Source organism: Rhodovulum sp. 12E13, from assembly GCF_003340565.1.
GTDB lineage: Bacteria > Pseudomonadota > Alphaproteobacteria > Rhodobacterales > Rhodobacteraceae > HLUCCA09.
Map to the genome: position 1 here is coordinate 22,067 of NZ_QPLK01000001.1, position 17,703 is coordinate 39,769.

Genomic DNA, 17,703 nt, shown 5'->3' on the forward strand with positions numbered 1-17,703 from the left:
GACGCGGCGCAGCGCCGCTCAGGGCAGCAGGTCGAACCGGCGCGACACGGTGGCAAAGACCGCGTTCTCGATGATCGGGTCGAGTCCGCTTTCGCGCGAGGTGGAGTGGCGCAGGCCGAGGTTGACGTTCCAGTCCTCCGTCAGGCGCCGAGAATACGCGACCTGCAGGCTGGTGCGCTGGCGGTCGGTCTCGTCGGGGTCGACCGCGTCGGTCGCGGCGAGCCCGAGAGAGAGCGACACCTGCGACAGCCGTGAAAGCTCGTGCCGGTAGCCGAGGTTGGCCGTGGTCGAGAGGATGTCGGTATCCTCGTCCGAGGAGACCTGCTGCGACAGGCGCAGCGTCAGTGCGCCGCTCCGGGTCGGCCGGGAATAGTCGAGGGTGCCGACGAGGCGGAGCTCGTCGTCCGATTCTCCCCCGCTGATCCCGAGGGTCGCGTCGATGCTGCTGCGCGGCAGCTCCAGCGCGCGTCCGAAGCGCAGGGTCGTGCGCGTGCCCTGCTCGCCGAGCTGGCGCGACAGGCTGGCCGAGATCGCGCCGTTCGGCCGCTGCTGGTTGAGCGACAGGGAAAAGACCGGCGCATCCTGCCGCTCGGTGGTGCGCGCGCCGTCGCGCGTGCGGGTAATCTCCTCGATGGAGTAGCCGAAGCGCGCCGAGGCTCTCAGCCCCGTGTTCCAGGCATGGCTCAGCCCGACCGTCGCCGCGATGTTCGACTCGAACGTGTCCTCGGCGTCGTCCTCGTCGCGCTCGCGGTAGTCGAGATCGAGCAGCAGGCGTGTGGTGCGCGTGAGCGCGAGGCTCAGGCCCTGGTCGAAAGAGAGGGTGACGGAATCGTTCAGGTCGGGGTCGGTCGTGTCGGAATAGCGCTTGTCGGAATAGTCGAGCTCGACAGAGTATGTGGCCGGCCCGTCGCGGCCGAGGACGAGCGCCGCGCCGAGGCGCGTGTCGGCGCGGGTGCCGCGGTCGAGGATGAGGTCCTCGGGCTCGCCGTCGCCGTCGAGATCCCCGAACTCGACGCGCTCTCGGCCGACATCGGTGACCGAGTAGGCGGCATCGAGCGAAAGCTGCGCGGATCGGGTCTGGCGCTGGTAGGCGACGCGCAGGAACGGCGACCTCAGCCCCGGATCGGCGATTTCCTCGTCGGCGTAAGCGCCGAATTCGAGCTGCACCCCGCCCGAGATCGTCAGCCGCTCGGTGCGCGTGCGAGAATCGTAGGTCGCGCGCAGATTGGTCTGCGAGAGCACCGAGGTGCCGGCCGGCTCGCGTTCGCGGTCGATGTTGTCCGAGGCGGTGACGCCGCTTGTCACGTTGAGCCGCAGGACAGGGCCGGGCACGGTTTCGGCGCCCTGCTGGGCGGCCGCCGGCAGCGCGGCCAGCACCACGGCGAGGGTCAGCACGCCGCGCGAGCGGGGGCGTCGTTCCGGGCGCCGCGCCGCCATGGTCATGGGCGGGTCACTCGAACAGGCGGCGCTCGGGCACGAGGAGGACATCGCCCTCGCGCAGCAGCGGCTCGTTGACGATCCTGGCGCCACGCGAGATGGCCCGGTAGTCGATCACGAAGAGACGCTGCGCGCCGGTCTGCGGATCGCTGCGGCGCAACTGCAGACGCTTCGTCGCCGCGAAGGGGGTGAACCCGCCCGACTGCGACAGGAGTTGCAGCACGCTGGTGCCCGGCAGCACGGCCTTCGGCCCCGGCGCGTTGACCTCGCCCAGAAGGTAGACGGTGAGCGTCTCGTCGGCCTCGGCCTCCGCGTCGCTCTCGGAGACGCGGGCGACGGACACGAACACGGTTGGCGGATTGGTGAAATTGGGGGAAAGCGCCGACGAGAGCGCCCGCTCGACCTGACCGACCGTGCGCCCCCCGGCGGCGACGGTGCCGGCGAGCGGGAAGCTGAAGCGACCGTCGGGCAGGATCAGCACCTGCCGGTTGAGGTTGGGATCCTCGAGAACCTCGATGGCAAGCTGATCGCCCGGCTGGATCTGGTAGTTGCCGCCCTGCGCGGCGGCGAGGCTCGCCCAGACGAGGGTGCAGGCCGTCACCATGAAGACGAGCAAAGCGCGAACCATGAAGTGCCTCCGGCTTCCGTTGCGAGGGCCGCACGAGGCGGGCACGGACGCCGCCGCGCGCGCGGCGAGTGCCTACTCGACTACAACGCCGGGAGTCGCCTGCGGAAGGGCGTCGAGCGTCTCCGCGGAAGAACCCTCCCCGGTATCGCGGTTTTGCAACTCCTGCAGCAGCGCCCGCGCCTCGTCGAAGGCCGGTCTCGGGTCGGCCCCGGCGAGCTCGATCGCTCGTTCCAGCTGGCGAATCGCGTCGTCGGGGCGCTCGAGCGCCGCATAGGTGCGGCCGAGATGGTATTGCACCAGGGGATCGTCTGGCAGGCCGCGGGCCGCAGGGCGAAGGTATTCGAGCGCCGCCTCGTAGTTCCCGAGGCGGAACTGGATCCAGCCGTAGGTGTCCTGGTAGGGTGGGAATTCCGTGCCCCTCAGGCGCCGGGCGATGCGCGCCGCGCGATCGAGGCTCTCGGCGTCCTCGCGCTGGGTCGAGAGCAGGCTTGCGAGGTTGTTGGCGATCACGCTGGTCGCGGTGTTGCGGGCGTAAAGCTCCTCGTAGATGTCGATCGCCGCATCATAGTCGTGCTGGCGCTCGAGGAAGGTGGCGCGCATCCACATCAGGTCGGCCGCCTCGGGGATGGCCGTCAGGCCCGCCTCGAGGGCCTCGCGCGCTTCGTCGGCCTTGCCCGCCTCGTTCAGGGTGCGGATCAGCTCGAGCCAGACGCGCTCGCCGCCCGCGCCGTCCTCGATCAGGCCGCGGAAGCCGGCCTCGGCCGCCGCGAGATTGCCGTCGGCCGTCTCGATCGTGGCGAGCAGGAAGCGCAGGGCGGGGTCGTCGGGGCTCTCGTCGAGCAGGCGTTCGAGGTAGGCGCGCGCGTCGTCGATATTGCCGCGTTCGAGCTGGGTGGTGACGATGGCGATTTCCGCGGCGCGATAGCCGTCCTGGTTGTCGGCGAGCTCACGCAGGAAACCGATCGCCTCCTCGTCGCGGCGCTGCGCGCGCAGCACGGTCAGGCGCAGCTGGTCGGCGGTCAGCCGCGCCGCCTCGCCCGGCAGGCCGCGCAGCGCCTGCTCGACGCTCTCGGCCCGGTCCCAGTCGCGCAGGGCGACGTAGACGTTGCCCAGCTCGGCCAGGAGCTGGGCGTTCTGCGGCGTGATCCGCAGCGCGTCGATCAGCACGGCTTCGGCCGGCTTGTACCGGTCCTCCGAGACGAGGAAGCGCGCGTAGACGAGCGAGGTCTCCGGCGAGCGGTTCGACGCCTCGGTAGCCAGTGCCAGCATCTCGCCCGCCAGGTCGCGGTCGCCGTTGCGCAGATGCGCTTCGGCGAGACGCGAGAAGATCTCGGCGTTTTCGGGTTCCTGGTCCTGCGCGCGGCGCAGCGCGACGATCGCCTCGTCGACGAGGTCGGCCTCGATCATCCACTCCGCCCGCATCACGAGCGACGCGACATGCGACGGATCGGCCTCGAGAACGTCCTCGATGATCGCGCGGGCGCCCACCTCGTTGCCGTCGCGCCCGAGAAGCCGGGCGTAGGACGCCTTGATGTCGTTGGTCTGGGGGCCCGGCTCGGCGTTGGCGACGATGTCCTCGAACTCGCGCAGCGCCTCGTCCCGCCGCCCCTCGTCGTAGAGCAGGGAGGCGCGCAGCGACCGGAACAGGTCGTCGTTCGTGCCCTCCTGCACGAAGGTCTCCGCCTCTTCCATCGCCGCCTCGGGCCCGCGCGTCTCGGTGAGGAACTGCAGCAGCGACAGGCGCGCCTCGTCGTTCTCCTGCCCGGGCACGATGCGGTCGCGCAGGAAGCGCTCGGCGCCGTCGAGGTTGCCCCGGCTGGCATAGAACTGCATCAGCGAGCGCGGCAGCTCCCGGTCCTCGGGAAAGACGCGGATCATGTCGCGCAGCGTCTCCTCGATCCCGTCGTCGTCCTGCAACTGCCCGTATATGCCGAGGCGCATCTGGAAGAAGCGCCGGTCGCGCGGCGCCAGCTCCTGGACTTCGTCGATTTCCTCGAGCGCCGCGGCGAACTCGTTCTCGAGCATCAGGTTGTCGATGATCACGGCCCGGTTGATCACGCTGTCGGGCAGCTCGTCGCGCAGCGCCTCGGCGCGACGCGCCGCCTCGCGCCGGGCGGCGGGCGACTCGTTCACGACCGCCTCCTGGTAGTCGAGCGCGGCCGAGATGACCCGGGCGCGCACGCTCTCGGGGGCGAGTTCGACCACCGTCTCGCCATGCACGCGAGCGGTTTCGAAATCGTTGGCGAGCAGGCTCAGCTCCGACAGGATGAGCCGCGCCTCGACATCGTTGGGGAACTGCTCGACGAGCCGAAGGTATTGCTGCGCCGCCGCGTCGGTGGCGCCCTCGTCGAGCAGCAGGCGAGCGATCGTCGCCCGGGCGTCGCGGTGGCGCGGATCGAGCTCGAAGACACTGCGAAGCTCGACCTTGGCGCGCGCGATGTCACCGTCGTCGATCAGGGCGAGGGCATTCTGGAAATGCGCCTCGGCTCGCTCTTCGGCGGTGTCGCACGCGGCAAGGAACAGGGCGAGCGCGCCGCAGCCGACGAGCGTGCGGACGCGCCTGGATACGGATCGAGAACTCATGGAACCCTCCAACTTCGGCGCGACTATCGCAGGTGTCCTGGCGAATTTCCATATCGCGCGACCATGCCGTCGGGCGGGACGCCGGCGCCGTGGATCACGGTTTCGTGCGTGGGCTCCGACCCCGCCGATCGGCGGGCCGCGGGCGCGCTTTTCGCAGGCCGGCGAGCGATCTGGCAAGCCAGCGCATACGGGCCGCGTCCCGGCGACATGGGGGTTGACCGGGCAGGGTGGGGGTCAGCACCCCGTGCCGCGCACAACCACCACGAGCGTGCGGGCGAGCGTCGCGACGTCCAGCCTGAGCGACAACTCGGCGGCGTAGAGATCGTCATAGCAGGCCCTGCTGGCGAAGCTGTTGTCGTTGCGCTCCGAGACCTGCCAAAGCCCGGTGATTCCGGGCCGAAGCGAGTAGTAGGCACGGCCGGGGTAAAGCGACCGCTGGTTCGGCATCATCGGGCGGGGGCCGACGAGCGACATGTCTCCGCGCAGCACGTTCCAAAGCTGCGGCAGTTCGTCGAGCGAGGTCCGGCGGAGGAAGGCCCCGAAGCGGGTTACCCGCGGATCCCGGCGCAGCTTCTGGCGCTCTTTCCACTCGGCGGCCGCGTCGGGGTCTCGCTGGATGAGGTCGTGAAGCGCCCGCTCTGCATCGGGCACCATCGTGCGCAGCTTCATGATGGTGAAGGGGCGACCGTCGCGCCCCACGCGCTTCTGCCGAAAGAGGGGTGTGCCCCCGTCAAGGGCGACGACGAGAAACAGCAGGCCCAGCAGCGGCGCCACGAGCGGCGCGAGGGCGATGACGGCGACCAGGTCGAGCGCGCGCTTCCCGAAATCGCGATAGAGCCGCGGCGCGGGGGCCGCGGTCTGCGATGCGGCGGTGGACGACCGGCCATGCATGGCCCCGACACCTTGGCGAGCGGCGACATCTACGGTGTCGGTCACGGCATACCCCTCAACGAACGTGGTCTCCCACCGCCTTGTTGCGCAGCGTGGCCCATGGGTAAAGGTTTTTCTGGAATGCCCCGGTCGCAAACCTGCACGTGCAGCATTTGGCGGCACTGATGTTCACGAAGGCGGCTCTTGCCGTGTTGCGTCCAGAACCTCGCTCCATGTAGAAGCCTGCTATATACAACGGCTGAGCCGGTCATTACGCCCGTCGTCGACGACGCACCGCCGTCGGCCCAATGCGGGTGGCGGGCGCAGGGCGGGCGACCCGATATTGCGAGGGGCTCACGTGTTAGGCGGTGACATTTACCAGGGGTTCTACGGGTTCTCGGAGCGCCCCTTCACTCTATTGCCGGATCCCGACGCGCTGTACTGGGCCGACGGGCACACGGCGGCGTTCACGGTCCTCGAATACGGTATCGTCTCGCGCGCCCCGATCACCGTGCTCACCGGCGAGATCGGGGTCGGAAAGACGACGGTGCTGCGCAAGCTCCTGGAGCAGCTCGATGAATCCACCACGGTCGCGCTTGTCTCGAACGCGCAGGGCGGCCGTGCCGAGATGCTGCGCTGGATCACCAACGCCCTCGGTCTGCGGCCCGAGCCCGGGGCCGATTACGTGTCGCTCTTCCAGGGGCTGCAGGACTTTCTGGTCGAGGAATACGCGGCCGGGCGCTTCGTCACGGTGATCATCGACGAGGCGCAGAACCTCACTGTCGAGGCGCTCGAAGAGCTCCGGATGCTGACCAACATCAACTCGGGCAAGGACGAGCTGCTGCAATTGATTCTCGTGGGGCAGTCGGAGTTGCGCAACCGCATCATGCGCCCCGAACTGCAGCAGTTCGCGCAGCGGATCGTGGCCGCCTACCACCTGCTGCCGCTGGACCACGCCGCCACGGCCGCCTATGTGCGTTTCCGGCTGGCACACGCGGGCGGGCGCGCGGACTTGTTCTCCGATTCGGCGCTTCAGGAGATATCGCGCCTCACGGCCGGTGTGCCGCGCCTGATCAACAAGTTGTGTGAATTCTGCCTCGTCTACGGTGCGATAAACGAGGAGGATCCGGTAACGATGGAGACGGTCCGGCAGGTCGTCGACGACGGGATCTTCGTGACCGGGTTCATCGAAAGCGGAAAGGCCGCCGAATGAACGCCGAAATCAGATACTACCTCTCCATCGCCTTGAGGCGGCTGCCTCTCTTCCTGCTGGTGTCGCTCACGGTGACGTCTGTCGGCTTCGCCATCGCCGTCATCCTGCCGACGATCTACACCGCGCAGGGACGGCTTCTGGTGGAGGATGCGCAGATCCCCGACAGCCTCGCCAGATCGACCGTCCAGGTCAACGAGCAGGAGCAGCTGGCCATTCTCCAGCAGCGGGTCCTGACGCGCACGATCCTGCTCGAGGTTGCCCGCGAGCATGAGGTTTATGAGGGGATCTCCGAGATGAACGCCGATGAGATCGTCTCGCGCATGCGGGCCGACAGCCGGTTCGCCGTGAGCGGGCGGCGCAACTCGGCGACCCTGATGGACATCAGGTTCGAGGCGCGCACGGGCGAGATCGCCGCCGACGTCACCAACGACTTCATCACGCGAATCCTCGCCGTGAACGCCACCCAACGCCAGTCTCGCGCCAGCGAGACCCTCAGCTTCTTCCAGCAGGAGGTCGAACGGCTGGAGACGGAACTCGCCCTGCGCAACGAGGAGATGCTGCGCTTCCAGAACGAGAACCGCGAGGCGCTGCCCTCGACCCTGTCTTACCGGCTGAGCCAGCAGGCCAACCTGCAGGAGCGCGTCGCCCAGCTGCAGCGCGACCGTTCCACGCTCGAGCAACAGCGCGCCCGCCTGTTCGAGTTGCAGCAATCCGGCGTGTCGCGCGCCCCTCTCGATGGCGGGCAGGCCACGCCGCAGGAGCGTCAACTGGCCAGCCTGCGTAACGAGCTGACCTCGATCCGCGCCATCTATGCGGAAGAGAGCCCGCGGGTCCGCCTGCTGCGGACGCGGATCGAGACGCTGGAGGAGCAGATCGACGCGCAAGTGGCGGTCGATCTTGCATCTGCCGACGGCGAAACCCGGATCGACCCGATACAGCTCGAGATCGACGGGATCGACACCGAGGTCGAGCGCATCGACGGGGAACTCGCGCGGTTGCAGACCGAGCTCGCGCGACTCGAGCGCACGATCGACCGCACGCCCTCCAACGCCATCACCCTCGAGGCGCTGCGCCGCGACTACGATCACGTTCTGCAGCAATACCAGGGGGCGCAGGCGCGTCTGGCCCAGGCCTCGACCGGCGAGCGGATCGAGACGCTCCGGAAGGGGCAGCGCATCACGGTGATCGAGCAAGCGACCGCGCCCAGCGAGCCCTCCGACCCGAACCGGCCTCTGATCGCGGGGATGGGGGCCGCGATGGGGATCGGGCTCGGCAGCGCCCTCGTGGTGCTGCTCGAGCTTCTCAACCGGTCGATCCGTCGCCCTGTCGACCTGACGAACCGGCTCGGCATCACGCCGATCGCGACCGTTCCCTACATCGCAACGCCGTGGGAGCGGCTCCGCAAGCGGCTCGTCGGCCTCCTGTTTGTGCTGGTGGTTCTTGCGGGCATTCCCGCGGGGTTGTGGTTCGTGCATTACGAGGTGATGCCGCTCGACCTCGTCTATGACAGGATCCTGTCGGAAATCCTGCCCTGACGAGGTGCGCGGCCGTGGAGAGGATCTGAGCCGGGATGGAACGTCTGAAGGCCGCGCTCGACAAGGCGCGAGAGACCCGCGCCGCAACGGCAGCCCCGGCGCCCGCATCCGGAGCGCGCCCCGAGCCGGCGGCGAATCCCGCGCGGCGCGGCGCCGGACAGGCCGGTGCCGTTGCCGGTGCGGTGCGTGGCCCGCAGGCCGCAGGCTCCGGGGCGGCCCCGTCCACTGGCCCGTCCACGGGTTCGTCCGGGGCCGTGGAGGCGGCGTGGGCGGATATCCAGAAGTCGGAGATCGACACCCGCCGCCTGGTGAAGAGGCGCCTGATCTCGTTCGGTCGGCAGGCCGAGGCCACCGCCTTCGACGTGCTGCGCACCAAGGTGCTGCAGTTGACGGGCGCCAACGGGTGGAAGCGCGTCGCCATAACCTCTCCGCTGCCGGGATCGGGCAAGACCACCACGTCGATCAACCTGGCGGTGGCGCTGGCCCGTCAGGTGGACCTGCGCATCATCCTCATCGATCTCGACATGCGTCGCCCGGCGGTTGCCCGCTCGCTGGGCATTTCCGGCAAGACGGGCGTGGCGCCGGTGCTGGAGGGGCGTGAGAGCTTCGGGCGACAGGCCCGCCGGCTGGGCGACAACCTCGCCGTCGCGATGAACTTCGCCGCCCTGCGCGACCCCTCCGACCTGTTCCTGCGCGCCCGCACGTCGGAGGTGCTCGACGAGATCGAGGCCACCTATCGCCCCGACCTGATCCTGTTCGACATGCCGCCGCTGCTGGTCAACGACGATGCCTCGGCGTTCCTGCGCAATGTCGACTGCGCCCTCATGGTCGCCGAGGCGGGCGCCACGACGATCTCCCAGGTCGATGTCTGCGAAAAGGAACTTGCGGAGCAGACCAACGTGCTGGGCGTCGTGCTCAACAAGTGCCGCTTCTTCTCCGACGGCTATTATCGCTACTACTATGCCTACGGCGACGACTGACGCGCGCTAATCCAATCTTCACCCCTCGCGCCTAGCCCTTGCGGTGGGTGTGTGAAGAGGTGGTGATATGGGCGCGAACGCGAATGCGCCGATCGTCATCAAGCGCAAGAAGGTCGTCGCAGGCGAGGGGCACCACGGCGGTGCCTGGAAGGTCGCCTATGCCGACTTCGTGACCGCGATGATGGCGTTCTTCCTTCTGATGTGGTTGCTCAACGCGACCACCGAGAAACAGCGCAAGGGGCTGGCGGATCACTTCAATCCGACGGTGCCGATCGCGCGCGTGACCGGCGGGGGCGACGGCGCGCTTGGCGGCGATAGCGTCTTCACGGAGGAGACGCTCGCGCGGATGGGAGTCGGTGCGACCAGCCCCCAGGAGTTCGAGCGCAACGCCGCCGACATCCGTGCGACCGAGGAGGCCGCGTTCGAGGAGCTTGAGAAGACGCTGCTCGGCCGCGGCGCCGAGGCGCTGCTGACCGAGAACGAACTGCGCCACATCGTGACGCGCATCACCGATGCCGGTCTGGTCGTGGAGGTGTTCTCGCTGCCCGGCGCGCCGATCTTCGACCCCGAGACCGAGGCGCCGACCGAGCTGCTCGACAGGCTGCTCGACGTCGTGGGCCGGCTCTTCGCGATGGCCAGCAACCGCGTCGCGGTCGATGGCTACAGCCGCGCGCGCCCCGTCGTTCTGCGCGACAATCCGGTGTGGGAACTCTCGATAGAGCGCGCGGAAGGGGCACGCGACGCGCTCGAGGCCCGCATCGCCGATGATCGCATCCACCGGGTGACCGGCCATGCCGACCGGCGCCCGGCGATCGCCCCGCCCATGGCCGTTCGCAACGACAGGCTCGAGATGACGCTGTTGCGCAGCGACGTCGAGTGAGTGGCGCGGACACGGCGAAACCGGGGCGCAAACTCCGACGAAGTTTAGCTGTTAGTGCGGCCTTAAGCGCCCGGTCGCCATAAGGGAGGTGTCCGAGGCCAACGCAAGAAAGGCGTCCCGATGACCATTTCCTCCTCGCTCAACGCCGGCGTCTCTGGCCTGGCGAGCAACGCCAGCCGGCTTTCCACGATCTCCGACAACATCGCCAATTCCAGCACGATCGGCTACAAGCGCGCCGAGACGACGTTTCGCGCGCTCGTCACCTCGCCGGGATCGGGCAGCTACACGGCGGGCGGGGTCAGCGTGGTCACGAGCCGCGCGATCGACCAGGAGGCGGGGCTGCGCACCACGTCGAACTCTACCGATCTCGCCGTGCGCGGCCGCGGCTTCCTGCCGGTCACGCCGATCTCGAGCCTCGGCACGCCGCTCGCGAATTACCCGCTCAACCTTGCGACCACAGGCTCCTTCCGGACCGACGACGAGGGTTACCTCGTGACGGACACGGGTTTCGTCCTGATGGGCTGGCCCGCCGCCGCCGACGGCTCGATCCCCGATTTCGCGCGCGATACCGGCGACGGGCTGCGCCCGGTGCAGATCAACGTCAACCAGGCCACGGGGGAGCCGACGACCGAGGTCTCTCTCGGGCTGAATCTGCCGGCCACGGAAACCGAGTTTCCGGAAAACCCGCTGACCGGCCCCCTCGAGCCATTCGTGCTTCCGGTGGAATACTTCGACAACCTCGGCCGTTCTCAGACGCTGAGCATGGAGTTCCTGCCGTCACAGCCCGCAGCGGCCGGCGACCCTGCGACCAACGTCTGGAACCTGACGATCCGCGACAGTGCCTCGACGTCGAACGCCGACCCCAACGGCAACGCCATCGTCGGGCTCTTCCGGGTCGAATTCAACAACGACCGTGCGACCGGCGGCACGATCGACAACGTGACCGCGGTGAACGCCTACGAGGACGGCACCGCCCTGGCCGCTGCCGACTTGCCGGCGACCCTCGCGGGCGGCCCCACCGTCGACTGGACATGGGACACGGCGAACGGCGACCTGTCGATCAACGTAGGCGCGACGAACGATGTCGCCCAGGGCATCATCGGCGGGCCGATCACCCTCAACATCGGCGCGCCCGAAGAGCCCGGCAAGCTGACCCAGTATTCCGAGAGTTTCTCGCCGAATTTCGTCGGCAAGGACGGCTCCCCGGTGGGCGGCCTGCAGAACGTCGAGGTCGATCGCAACGGCTTCGTCAAGGCCAACTTCGACAACGGGCTGACGCGCACGGTCTTCCAGATTCCGCTCGTCGACATGCCCAATCCCAACGGCCTGGTGCCGCAGGACGGGCAGACCTACCTGCCGTCCACCGATTCGGGCAGTTTCTTCCTCTGGCGGGCAGGCGATGGCGCCACCGGCGACATCGTGAGCTACGCTCTCGAGGAATCGGCCACCGACGTCGCGGGCGAACTCACCGCCCTGATCGAGACGCAGCGCGCCTACTCGTCGAACGCCAAGGTCATCCAGACCGTCGACGAGATGCTGCAGGAGACCACCAACATCAAGCGGTGATCCGCCAGCCCCGGGGGTGATTCATGAGCCTGTCCTTCGCCCTGTTCAACGCCGCGAGCGGCCTGCGTGCCCAGGGGCGCGCGGCCGAACTCGTCTCGGGCAACGTCGCCAACGCTCTCACGCCCGGCTACGCCCGGCGCGAACTGATGCTCACGACCGATATCGTGGGCGGCAATGGCGGCGTGCGCGTCTCGGGCATCTCGCGGGTCGTCGATCCGGTCGTGCTGGCCGACCGGCGTCTGGCCGAGGCCGGTGCCGGCCGCGCCGACACGCTCGCCCGGGCGCTCAAGTCGGTCGAGCAGGCCATCGGCGAGCCCTCCGACCCGGGTTCCCTGTCCGAGCTGGTCGCGCGGTTCTCGTCTCGACTGATCGAAGCGTCGAGCCAGCCGGACTCGGAGTTGCGCCTGCGCCAGGCGGTCGCCGCGGCACGCGGGCTGGCAGAGGGGGTCGCCTCGACCGGTGCCGCGATACAGCAGATGCGGAGCCGTGCGGACACCTCGATCGCGGGGATGGTCGAGCGGGTGAACACGGCGCTGCAGCAGGTCGACACGCTCAACGACCAGATCCTGCGCCTCGGCGCGAAATCGCGCGACAGCTCCGCCCTGCAGGAGGCGCGCCAGCAGGCGATCGATTCCATCGCCGAGATCCTGCCGATCCGTGAAGTGCAGCGCGCCAACGGGGCGGTCGCGCTCTTCACGGGCAACGGCGCCACCCTGCTCGACGGCCGCGTCTGGGAGCTCGGCTTCACCGCGGCCGGCACGGTCCAGCCCGAGATGACGGTGGAGGCCGGGGCGCTCTCCAGCCTCACCATCGGGGGTGTGTCGGTCGACCCGACCGGCGACCGCTCCCTCCTCGGCGCGGGCGCGCTGATGGCCCAGTTCGAGCTGCGCGACATTGCCGGCCCGGAGGCGCAGCGCGCCATCGACGCGATCGCCCGCGATCTCGTCGAACGGTTCCAGGATCCCGCGGTCGACCCCAGCCTCGGTGCGGGCGTGCCCGGCCTCTTTACCGATGGGGGCCTTGCCTTCGACCCCGCCGCTCCGCCGCCGCCGTTGCCGCGCCCCTATCCCGAGGAAGGGCTGGCGCAGCGGTTGTCGATCAACCCCCGCATCGCCGCCGACGGGGCGGACGAGGTCTGGCGACTGCGCGACGGCCTCGGGCCGGCGGCGGCACCCGGGCCGGTGGGCGACCCATCGCTGATCGTCGCGCTCGGCGAGCGCCTGGGCGAGGCCAGGCCGGTCGCGTCCGGCCCCCAGCAGGGGCAGGAACGCGGCTTCGCCGAGCAGGTCGCGCTTTTCCTCAGCGGCGTCGCCACGACGCGGCAGGCCCGCGAGGGCGAGGCCGCGTTCGAGGGGGCCCGCCTCGCCGGCTATCGCGAGGCCGAGGCGGCCGGCGGCGTCGATACCGACGACGAGATGCAGAAGCTGCTGGTGATCGAGCAGAACTATGCTGCCAACGCCCGGGTGATCCAGACGATCGACCTGCTGATGGACGAATTGAGGAGGATCTGACGTGACGCCCGACTTCATGACCGTGGGTGATTACGCCCGCCAGCTCGTCCAGCGCCGCCAGAACGCCGAGGTGCGCGCCCAGATGGATCGCCTGCTCGCCGAGACCGGCAGCGGAAAGACGGCCGACCTGCCCGGCGCGCTGCGCGGCGACTTCACCCGCCTCGCCGCGTTCGAGCGCGACCTCGCCGATCTCGCCGCCTTCGAGACCGCGGGCGCCGAATTGCGCATGCGGATGGAGGCCGCGCAACGTGCGCTCGGCAGCGTGCAGGACGACACCAAGGCCTTCGCCGGGGACCTCATGAACGCGCCCATCGGCCAGGCGCTGGGCCTCGACGTTCTGGCCGACGACGCGCGCGGCCGTTTCGAGGCGACGGTCTCGCGGCTGAACACCACGGTCGCCGGGCGGACGGTCTTTGCCGGCATCGCCACCGACGGCCCGGCACTCGCCCCGGCGGAAGGCATGCTCGCGACGCTCGAGGCGCTTGTATCGGCCGCGCCGGATCCTGCCTCGGCCGAGAGCGCCGTCCGCGACTGGTTCGCTCCCGGCGGTGGGTTCGACACGGCGGGCTATCTTGGCGATACGACGCCCGTGCCCGACCAGCCGATCGGCCCGGGCGCGCGGCTTGGCCTGTCGGTCACGGCCGAGGATGCAACGATCCGCAACACGCTCGCCGCGCTCGCAGTTGCGGCGTTTTCGGGCACCGGTCCGATGGCCGGCTCGCCATCGGCACAGCAGGAGCGCCTCGTCAACGCAGGCCTTGCGCTGCACGACGCGCAGACGGGCCTGTCGGAGCTGCGCGGCCGTATCGGCGCCGGCGAGGCGCGACTCGACGAGGTGGCGACCCGCAACGCCGCCGAGACCTCGGCTCTCGAGATCGCCCGCAGCGGCCTGACCGACGTCGACATCTACGACAAGGCGACCGAACTCGAGGCGGTCCAGGGCCAGCTCGAGCTGCTCTATGCCATCACCGCGCGCAGCGCCCGGCTGAGCCTGGTCTCCGCGCTCTGAGGCCCGACACCTGTCGCCGGCCCGCCACGCGGGACCGGCACGCTTCCAGAAAGGGGGCATCGCCGATGCGATATGGAACGATACCTGCAGAGGGTCGCACGTCGCGCCCTCTCTGGCGGCAGATTGCGACAGCGGCGGCGGTGGCCGCGCGGATGTGCCTCGCTCTCGCCGTGTGGTCGGCGGCCGCGACGGCCTCGCCCATCCGCCTGAAGGACCTCGTGGAATTCGACGGCGTGCGCGGCAACGACCTCGTGGGGTACGGTCTCGTCGTCGGTCTCAACGGCACGGGCGACGGTATCCGCAACTCGCCCTACACCGAAGAGATCATGTCGAACATCCTCGAGCGCCTCGGGGTGAACGTGACAGGCGAGCAGTTCCGGCCCGCCAACGTGGCTGCGGTCTTCGTCACGGCGACCCTGCCGCCCTTCGCCCGCGCCGGCTCGCAGATCGACGTGACCGTCTCTGCCATAGGCGATGCGTCGAGCCTGCTCGGCGGAACGCTCGTGATGACGCCGCTCACCGCGGCCGACGGCCAGATCTACGCGGTGAGCCAGGGTACGGTGATCGCCGGTGGCGCGGCGGCCGAGGGCGAGGCAGCCGCAGTGGTACAAGGCGTGCCAACTTCCGGCGTGATCCCTGCCGGCGCGCGAGTCGAGCGCGAGATCGACTTCGATTTCTCGCAACTCGCGACCATGCGGCTGGCCCTGCGCGAGCCCGATTTCACCACTGCCGGCCGGATCGAGACGGTCATCAACGGGGCCTTCGGCGCGCCGGTGGCCCGGATGCTCGACGCCGGCACCGTTCAGGTCGACGTGTTGTCGACCGGCGCGCGCTCCCCCGCCCACGCGATCGGCCTGATCGAGAACCTTGCCGTCGAGCCGCAACGGCGCGCGCGCGTCGTCGTCGACCAGCGTTCGGGCACGATCGTGATGGGCGAGGACGTGCGGATCAGCCGCGTGGCGGTCGCCCAGGGCAACCTCACCCTCCGCATCGAGGAGACGCCGCTCGCCGTGCAGCCCAACCCCTTCGCGCCCGGCCAGACCGTGATTGTGCCGCGCACGCAGGCCCAGATCGAGGAGGAACCGGGGATCGGTCTCGCCGAGGTGCCGACGACCACCTCGCTGTCGGACGTGGTCGAGGGCCTGAATGCGCTGGGCGTGGGGCCTCGCGACATGATCGACATCCTCAAGAGCATCAAGGCCGCGGGCGCCCTGCACGCCGAGTTCATCGTGCGGTGACGGTCGCGGCCCGCGTGCGGCGCGGATGCGGCGTGCGACGCCGGTGGCGCGTCCCTGCACCGATCGTGCGGGCGCCGGTCTGCGGTATCGGGCTTCGGCCGGCCGGGCCGGGTCCGCGCGTGCCGAGGGCCTGAATCGCGCGGGATCACCCGGCCAGGGCATCGGCCAGCGGGGCGGCGCCGAAGCGCACCGGGTCGGTCGCGGGCAGTCCGGTCTGCGCGGTCACCCGTTCGGTCGCCTGCCAGGCCTCCTCGTCAGACAGGCCACGGGTGTTGAGCGCGATGCCGACGACGCGCGCCTGCGTCAGCGCCCCGGCCGCACCGGCCAGCGCCTCGTAGAGGGCGACCACCTCCGGTAGCGGCGGCACGCGCACATGCTCCAGCGTGTCGAGATGCTCCATGTGGGCGCGGTGGCACAGGATCATCCGGTTCGCGCAGGAGCCGCGCAGCAAGGGCAGCGTCGCCGTCGAGCCCGGGTGCAGGAGCGAGCCCTGCCCCTCGATGATCTGGATGGCGCGCTCGCCCGCCTCGAGCACCATGCGCTCGACCGCGCCGCTGGCGTGATCCACGCGGAAGGCGTCGAGCGGGATGCCACCGCCGCTGATCGCGATGCCGATCTGGCCGGTGGCGAGAAACGCCGCATCGTCGCCCCGCTCGCGCAGGCAGCGCCAGAGCTCGAGCCCCGCGGTCATCTTGCCGATGGCCATGTCGGTGCCGACCATGAGACAGCGGATATTGCCGAGCCCTGCCGCCCGGCCCGAGGCGATGGGCGGCGGCTCGCCCGGCGGCGTGCGGATGTCCCATACCCACTGGCCGTGGCGCAGGCGGCCCTCGAACCGCGGCGCGAGCGCGTCGTGCAGCCCGTTGACGACCGACAGGCCCCGCGCCACCGCCTCGTCCAGCATCGCGACCCAGTCGGGCGGCAGCCGTCCGCCCGAGGGCGCGGTGCCGAGCACGAGCACCTGCGCCCCCCGGTCGATCGCCTCCGACAGCGCGGCGACCACGGGGATGTCGTGGCCCACCCCGAAGAAATCGCCGGCCGTGCGGCCCGCGGCGTGGCTGTCGATCACCGCGGCGACCGGGTTTTTCCCGTAGCGAACGATGCCCTCCGACATCTTGGCGTTCAGCTGGCCGAGGGTGGCCTCGGTGAAGAGGGCGATGCGCAGGTCGGGGTCAAGCATCGTGCAGGCGCCCTCCGTGGCCGGGTCTCTCGCCCGGCAGCACGCGGCCGCCCTCGAGGGGCACGCCGGTCGCGGGATCCGGGGCGAGGTTGAGGTGGGAGTCGAGGTCGATGTAATCGAACAGTTCCGACAGGGCGGCGCCGGCGGCGATGGAGATCGAGCTTTCGCCCATGCAGCCGATCATCGTCTCCAGCCCATGGGCGCGGGCCGTGGCGACGATGCGCAGCGCCTCGGTGAGGCCGCCGCATTTCATCAGCTTGAGGTTCACCCCGTCGACGGCCTGCGCGAAGGCCGGAATGTCGCCCGACATGCGGCAGGATTCGTCGACGAAGATCGGCAGGGGACGGTTCGCGAACAGGGCGGGAAGCTGATCCTCCGCCCCCCGCACCAGAGGTTGCTCGACATACTCGACGCCGCGCTCGGCGAGCCACGCCATCATGTGCCGCGCCTGTTCCAGCGACCAGCCGCCATTGGCGTCGACCCTCAGGACGACGCCGGAACCCGCGGCGGCCTCGAGGACGGCGGCGAACATGGCCTTGTCGGCGTCGAGCCCTTCGGGCACGCCGAGCTTGATCTTGAGCGCGCGGGCGCCCTGGGCGAGCAGGAGGGGCACGCGCTCGCGCACCACTTCGGGCGGGTTGATGCCGACCGTCAGCGATGTGGGCACGGCCCGCCGGCCAAGGCCCAGCAGACGGTAGAGCGGCAGGCCCGCCTGCTTCGCGCGCAGATCCCAGAGCGCCATGTCGAGCGCCGCCATCGCGCAGGGCGCCACTCCGGCCGCGCGCATCGTCGCCCATGTCGCGTGGATCGACCCGGCGTCGAGCCCACCATCGGCCACGAAGGCGCGAAGCTGGCGCTCGCCCTCGTCGGGGCTGCCCGCGCCCTCCGTGTCGCCGGGCGCCATCTCGCCCCAGCCCGTCAGGCCGCCCTCCGAGACCGAGACGAACAGGTTGTCGGACCCGGTGATCGTGCCGCGGCTGATCGCGAGCGGGAACCGCTTGTGCAGGTGCAGGGTCCGAAAGCCGACATCCATGCGTGCTGTCCCTCCCTGCTGCCCTCCGCCCCTTCTCCTT

General features: G+C 69.9%; 14 protein-coding genes. 8 read left to right on the forward strand and 6 right to left on the reverse strand.

Annotated elements, in window-relative coordinates; genetic code table 11:
• Positions 1-18 precede the first annotated feature (18 nt).
• The 4 genes from DLJ49_RS00115 to DLJ49_RS00130 form a co-directional block, all read right to left on the reverse strand.
• Entirely contained in the window at positions 19-1,443 is a 1,425-nt protein-coding gene (locus tag DLJ49_RS00115) for a porin family protein (RefSeq protein WP_115391481.1), read from the reverse strand.
• Positions 1,444-1,450: 7 nt separating this feature from the next.
• On the reverse strand, positions 1,451-2,065 hold the full coding sequence (locus DLJ49_RS00120; RefSeq protein WP_115391482.1) for a polysaccharide biosynthesis/export family protein: 615 nt from the start codon (positions 2,063-2,065) through the stop codon (positions 1,451-1,453).
• 72 nt (positions 2,066-2,137) lie between these two features.
• Complete coding sequence (locus tag DLJ49_RS00125; protein WP_115391483.1) at positions 2,138-4,648, reverse strand: tetratricopeptide repeat protein; 2,511 nt, start codon at positions 4,646-4,648, stop codon at positions 2,138-2,140.
• A 234-nt stretch (positions 4,649-4,882) separates the two neighbouring features.
• Positions 4,883-5,584 carry a sugar transferase gene (locus DLJ49_RS00130; RefSeq protein ID WP_233488567.1) on the reverse strand — a complete coding sequence of 234 codons (702 nt, stop codon included), beginning with the start codon at positions 5,582-5,584 and terminating at the stop codon, positions 4,883-4,885.
• Between the two features lie 292 nt (positions 5,585-5,876).
• Here DLJ49_RS00130 and DLJ49_RS00135 point away from each other — a divergent pair, with 292 nt between their 5' ends.
• The 8 genes from DLJ49_RS00135 (at position 5,877) to DLJ49_RS00170 (ending at position 15,450) form a co-directional block, all read left to right on the forward strand.
• Positions 5,877-6,731 (forward strand): ExeA family protein, encoded by an 855-nt coding sequence (locus DLJ49_RS00135; protein WP_233488568.1) that lies wholly within the window; start codon positions 5,877-5,879, stop codon positions 6,729-6,731.
• The gene (locus DLJ49_RS00140) at positions 6,728-8,266 is read left to right on the forward strand and encodes a GumC family protein (RefSeq protein ID WP_115391486.1); all 1,539 of its coding nucleotides are present in this window, start codon (positions 6,728-6,730) and stop codon (positions 8,264-8,266) included. The genes DLJ49_RS00135 and DLJ49_RS00140 overlap by 4 nt, the downstream gene beginning before the upstream one ends.
• Positions 8,267-8,574: 308 nt before the next feature.
• Positions 8,575-9,246, forward strand: coding sequence for a CpsD/CapB family tyrosine-protein kinase (locus DLJ49_RS00145; RefSeq protein WP_158547350.1), 672 nt, complete (start codon positions 8,575-8,577; stop codon positions 9,244-9,246).
• Between the two features lie 67 nt (positions 9,247-9,313).
• A complete protein-coding gene (locus tag DLJ49_RS00150) occupies positions 9,314-10,126 on the forward strand; it encodes a flagellar motor protein MotB (protein ID WP_115391488.1) in 813 nt (270 codons plus the stop codon).
• A gap of 120 nt (positions 10,127-10,246) precedes the next feature.
• Positions 10,247-11,692: a flagellar hook protein FlgE gene (locus DLJ49_RS00155; RefSeq protein WP_115391489.1), complete on the forward strand. Its 1,446-nt coding sequence runs from the start codon at positions 10,247-10,249 to the stop codon at positions 11,690-11,692.
• Positions 11,693-11,715: 23 nt separating this feature from the next.
• The gene (locus tag DLJ49_RS00160; protein ID WP_115391490.1) at positions 11,716-13,203 is read left to right on the forward strand and encodes a FlgK family flagellar hook-associated protein; all 1,488 of its coding nucleotides are present in this window, start codon (positions 11,716-11,718) and stop codon (positions 13,201-13,203) included.
• Between the two features lies 1 nt (position 13,204).
• Entirely contained in the window at positions 13,205-14,212 is a 1,008-nt protein-coding gene (locus tag DLJ49_RS00165) for a flagellin (protein WP_115391491.1), read from the forward strand.
• A gap of 152 nt (positions 14,213-14,364) precedes the next feature.
• The gene (locus DLJ49_RS00170) at positions 14,365-15,450 is read left to right on the forward strand and encodes a flagellar basal body P-ring protein FlgI (RefSeq protein WP_115391492.1); all 1,086 of its coding nucleotides are present in this window, start codon (positions 14,365-14,367) and stop codon (positions 15,448-15,450) included.
• Between the two features lie 145 nt (positions 15,451-15,595).
• Here the strand turns inward: DLJ49_RS00170 and DLJ49_RS00175 are convergent, their stop codons facing one another.
• The gene (locus tag DLJ49_RS00175; protein WP_115391493.1) at positions 15,596-16,630 is read right to left on the reverse strand and encodes an N-acetyltransferase DgcN family protein; all 1,035 of its coding nucleotides are present in this window, start codon (positions 16,628-16,630) and stop codon (positions 15,596-15,598) included.
• Entirely contained in the window at positions 16,623-17,663 is a 1,041-nt protein-coding gene (locus tag DLJ49_RS00180) for a mandelate racemase/muconate lactonizing enzyme family protein (protein ID WP_115391494.1), read from the reverse strand. The genes DLJ49_RS00175 and DLJ49_RS00180 overlap by 8 nt, the downstream gene beginning before the upstream one ends.
• Between the last annotated feature and the right edge of the window lie 40 nt (positions 17,664-17,703).

Bases quoted from the DNA above. Each gene is read 5' to 3' on its own strand.
- DLJ49_RS00115 (WP_115391481.1), bottom strand. From the start codon at position 1,443: ATGACCATGGCGGCGCGGCGCCCGGAACGACGCCCCCGCTCGCGCGGC.
- DLJ49_RS00120 (WP_115391482.1), bottom strand. From the start codon at position 2,065: ATGGTTCGCGCTTTGCTCGTCTTCATGGTGACGGCCTGCACCCTCGTC.
- DLJ49_RS00125 (WP_115391483.1), bottom strand. From the start codon at position 4,648: ATGAGTTCTCGATCCGTATCCAGGCGCGTCCGCACGCTCGTCGGCTGC.
- DLJ49_RS00140 (WP_115391486.1), top strand. From the start codon at position 6,728: ATGAACGCCGAAATCAGATACTACCTCTCCATCGCCTTGAGGCGGCTG.
- DLJ49_RS00150 (WP_115391488.1), top strand. From the start codon at position 9,314: ATGGGCGCGAACGCGAATGCGCCGATCGTCATCAAGCGCAAGAAGGTC.
- DLJ49_RS00155 (WP_115391489.1), top strand. From the start codon at position 10,247: ATGACCATTTCCTCCTCGCTCAACGCCGGCGTCTCTGGCCTGGCGAGC.
- DLJ49_RS00160 (WP_115391490.1), top strand. From the start codon at position 11,716: ATGAGCCTGTCCTTCGCCCTGTTCAACGCCGCGAGCGGCCTGCGTGCC.
- DLJ49_RS00170 (WP_115391492.1), top strand. From the start codon at position 14,365: ATGTGCCTCGCTCTCGCCGTGTGGTCGGCGGCCGCGACGGCCTCGCCC.
- DLJ49_RS00175 (WP_115391493.1), bottom strand. From the start codon at position 16,630: ATGCTTGACCCCGACCTGCGCATCGCCCTCTTCACCGAGGCCACCCTC.
- DLJ49_RS00180 (WP_115391494.1), bottom strand. From the start codon at position 17,663: ATGGATGTCGGCTTTCGGACCCTGCACCTGCACAAGCGGTTCCCGCTC.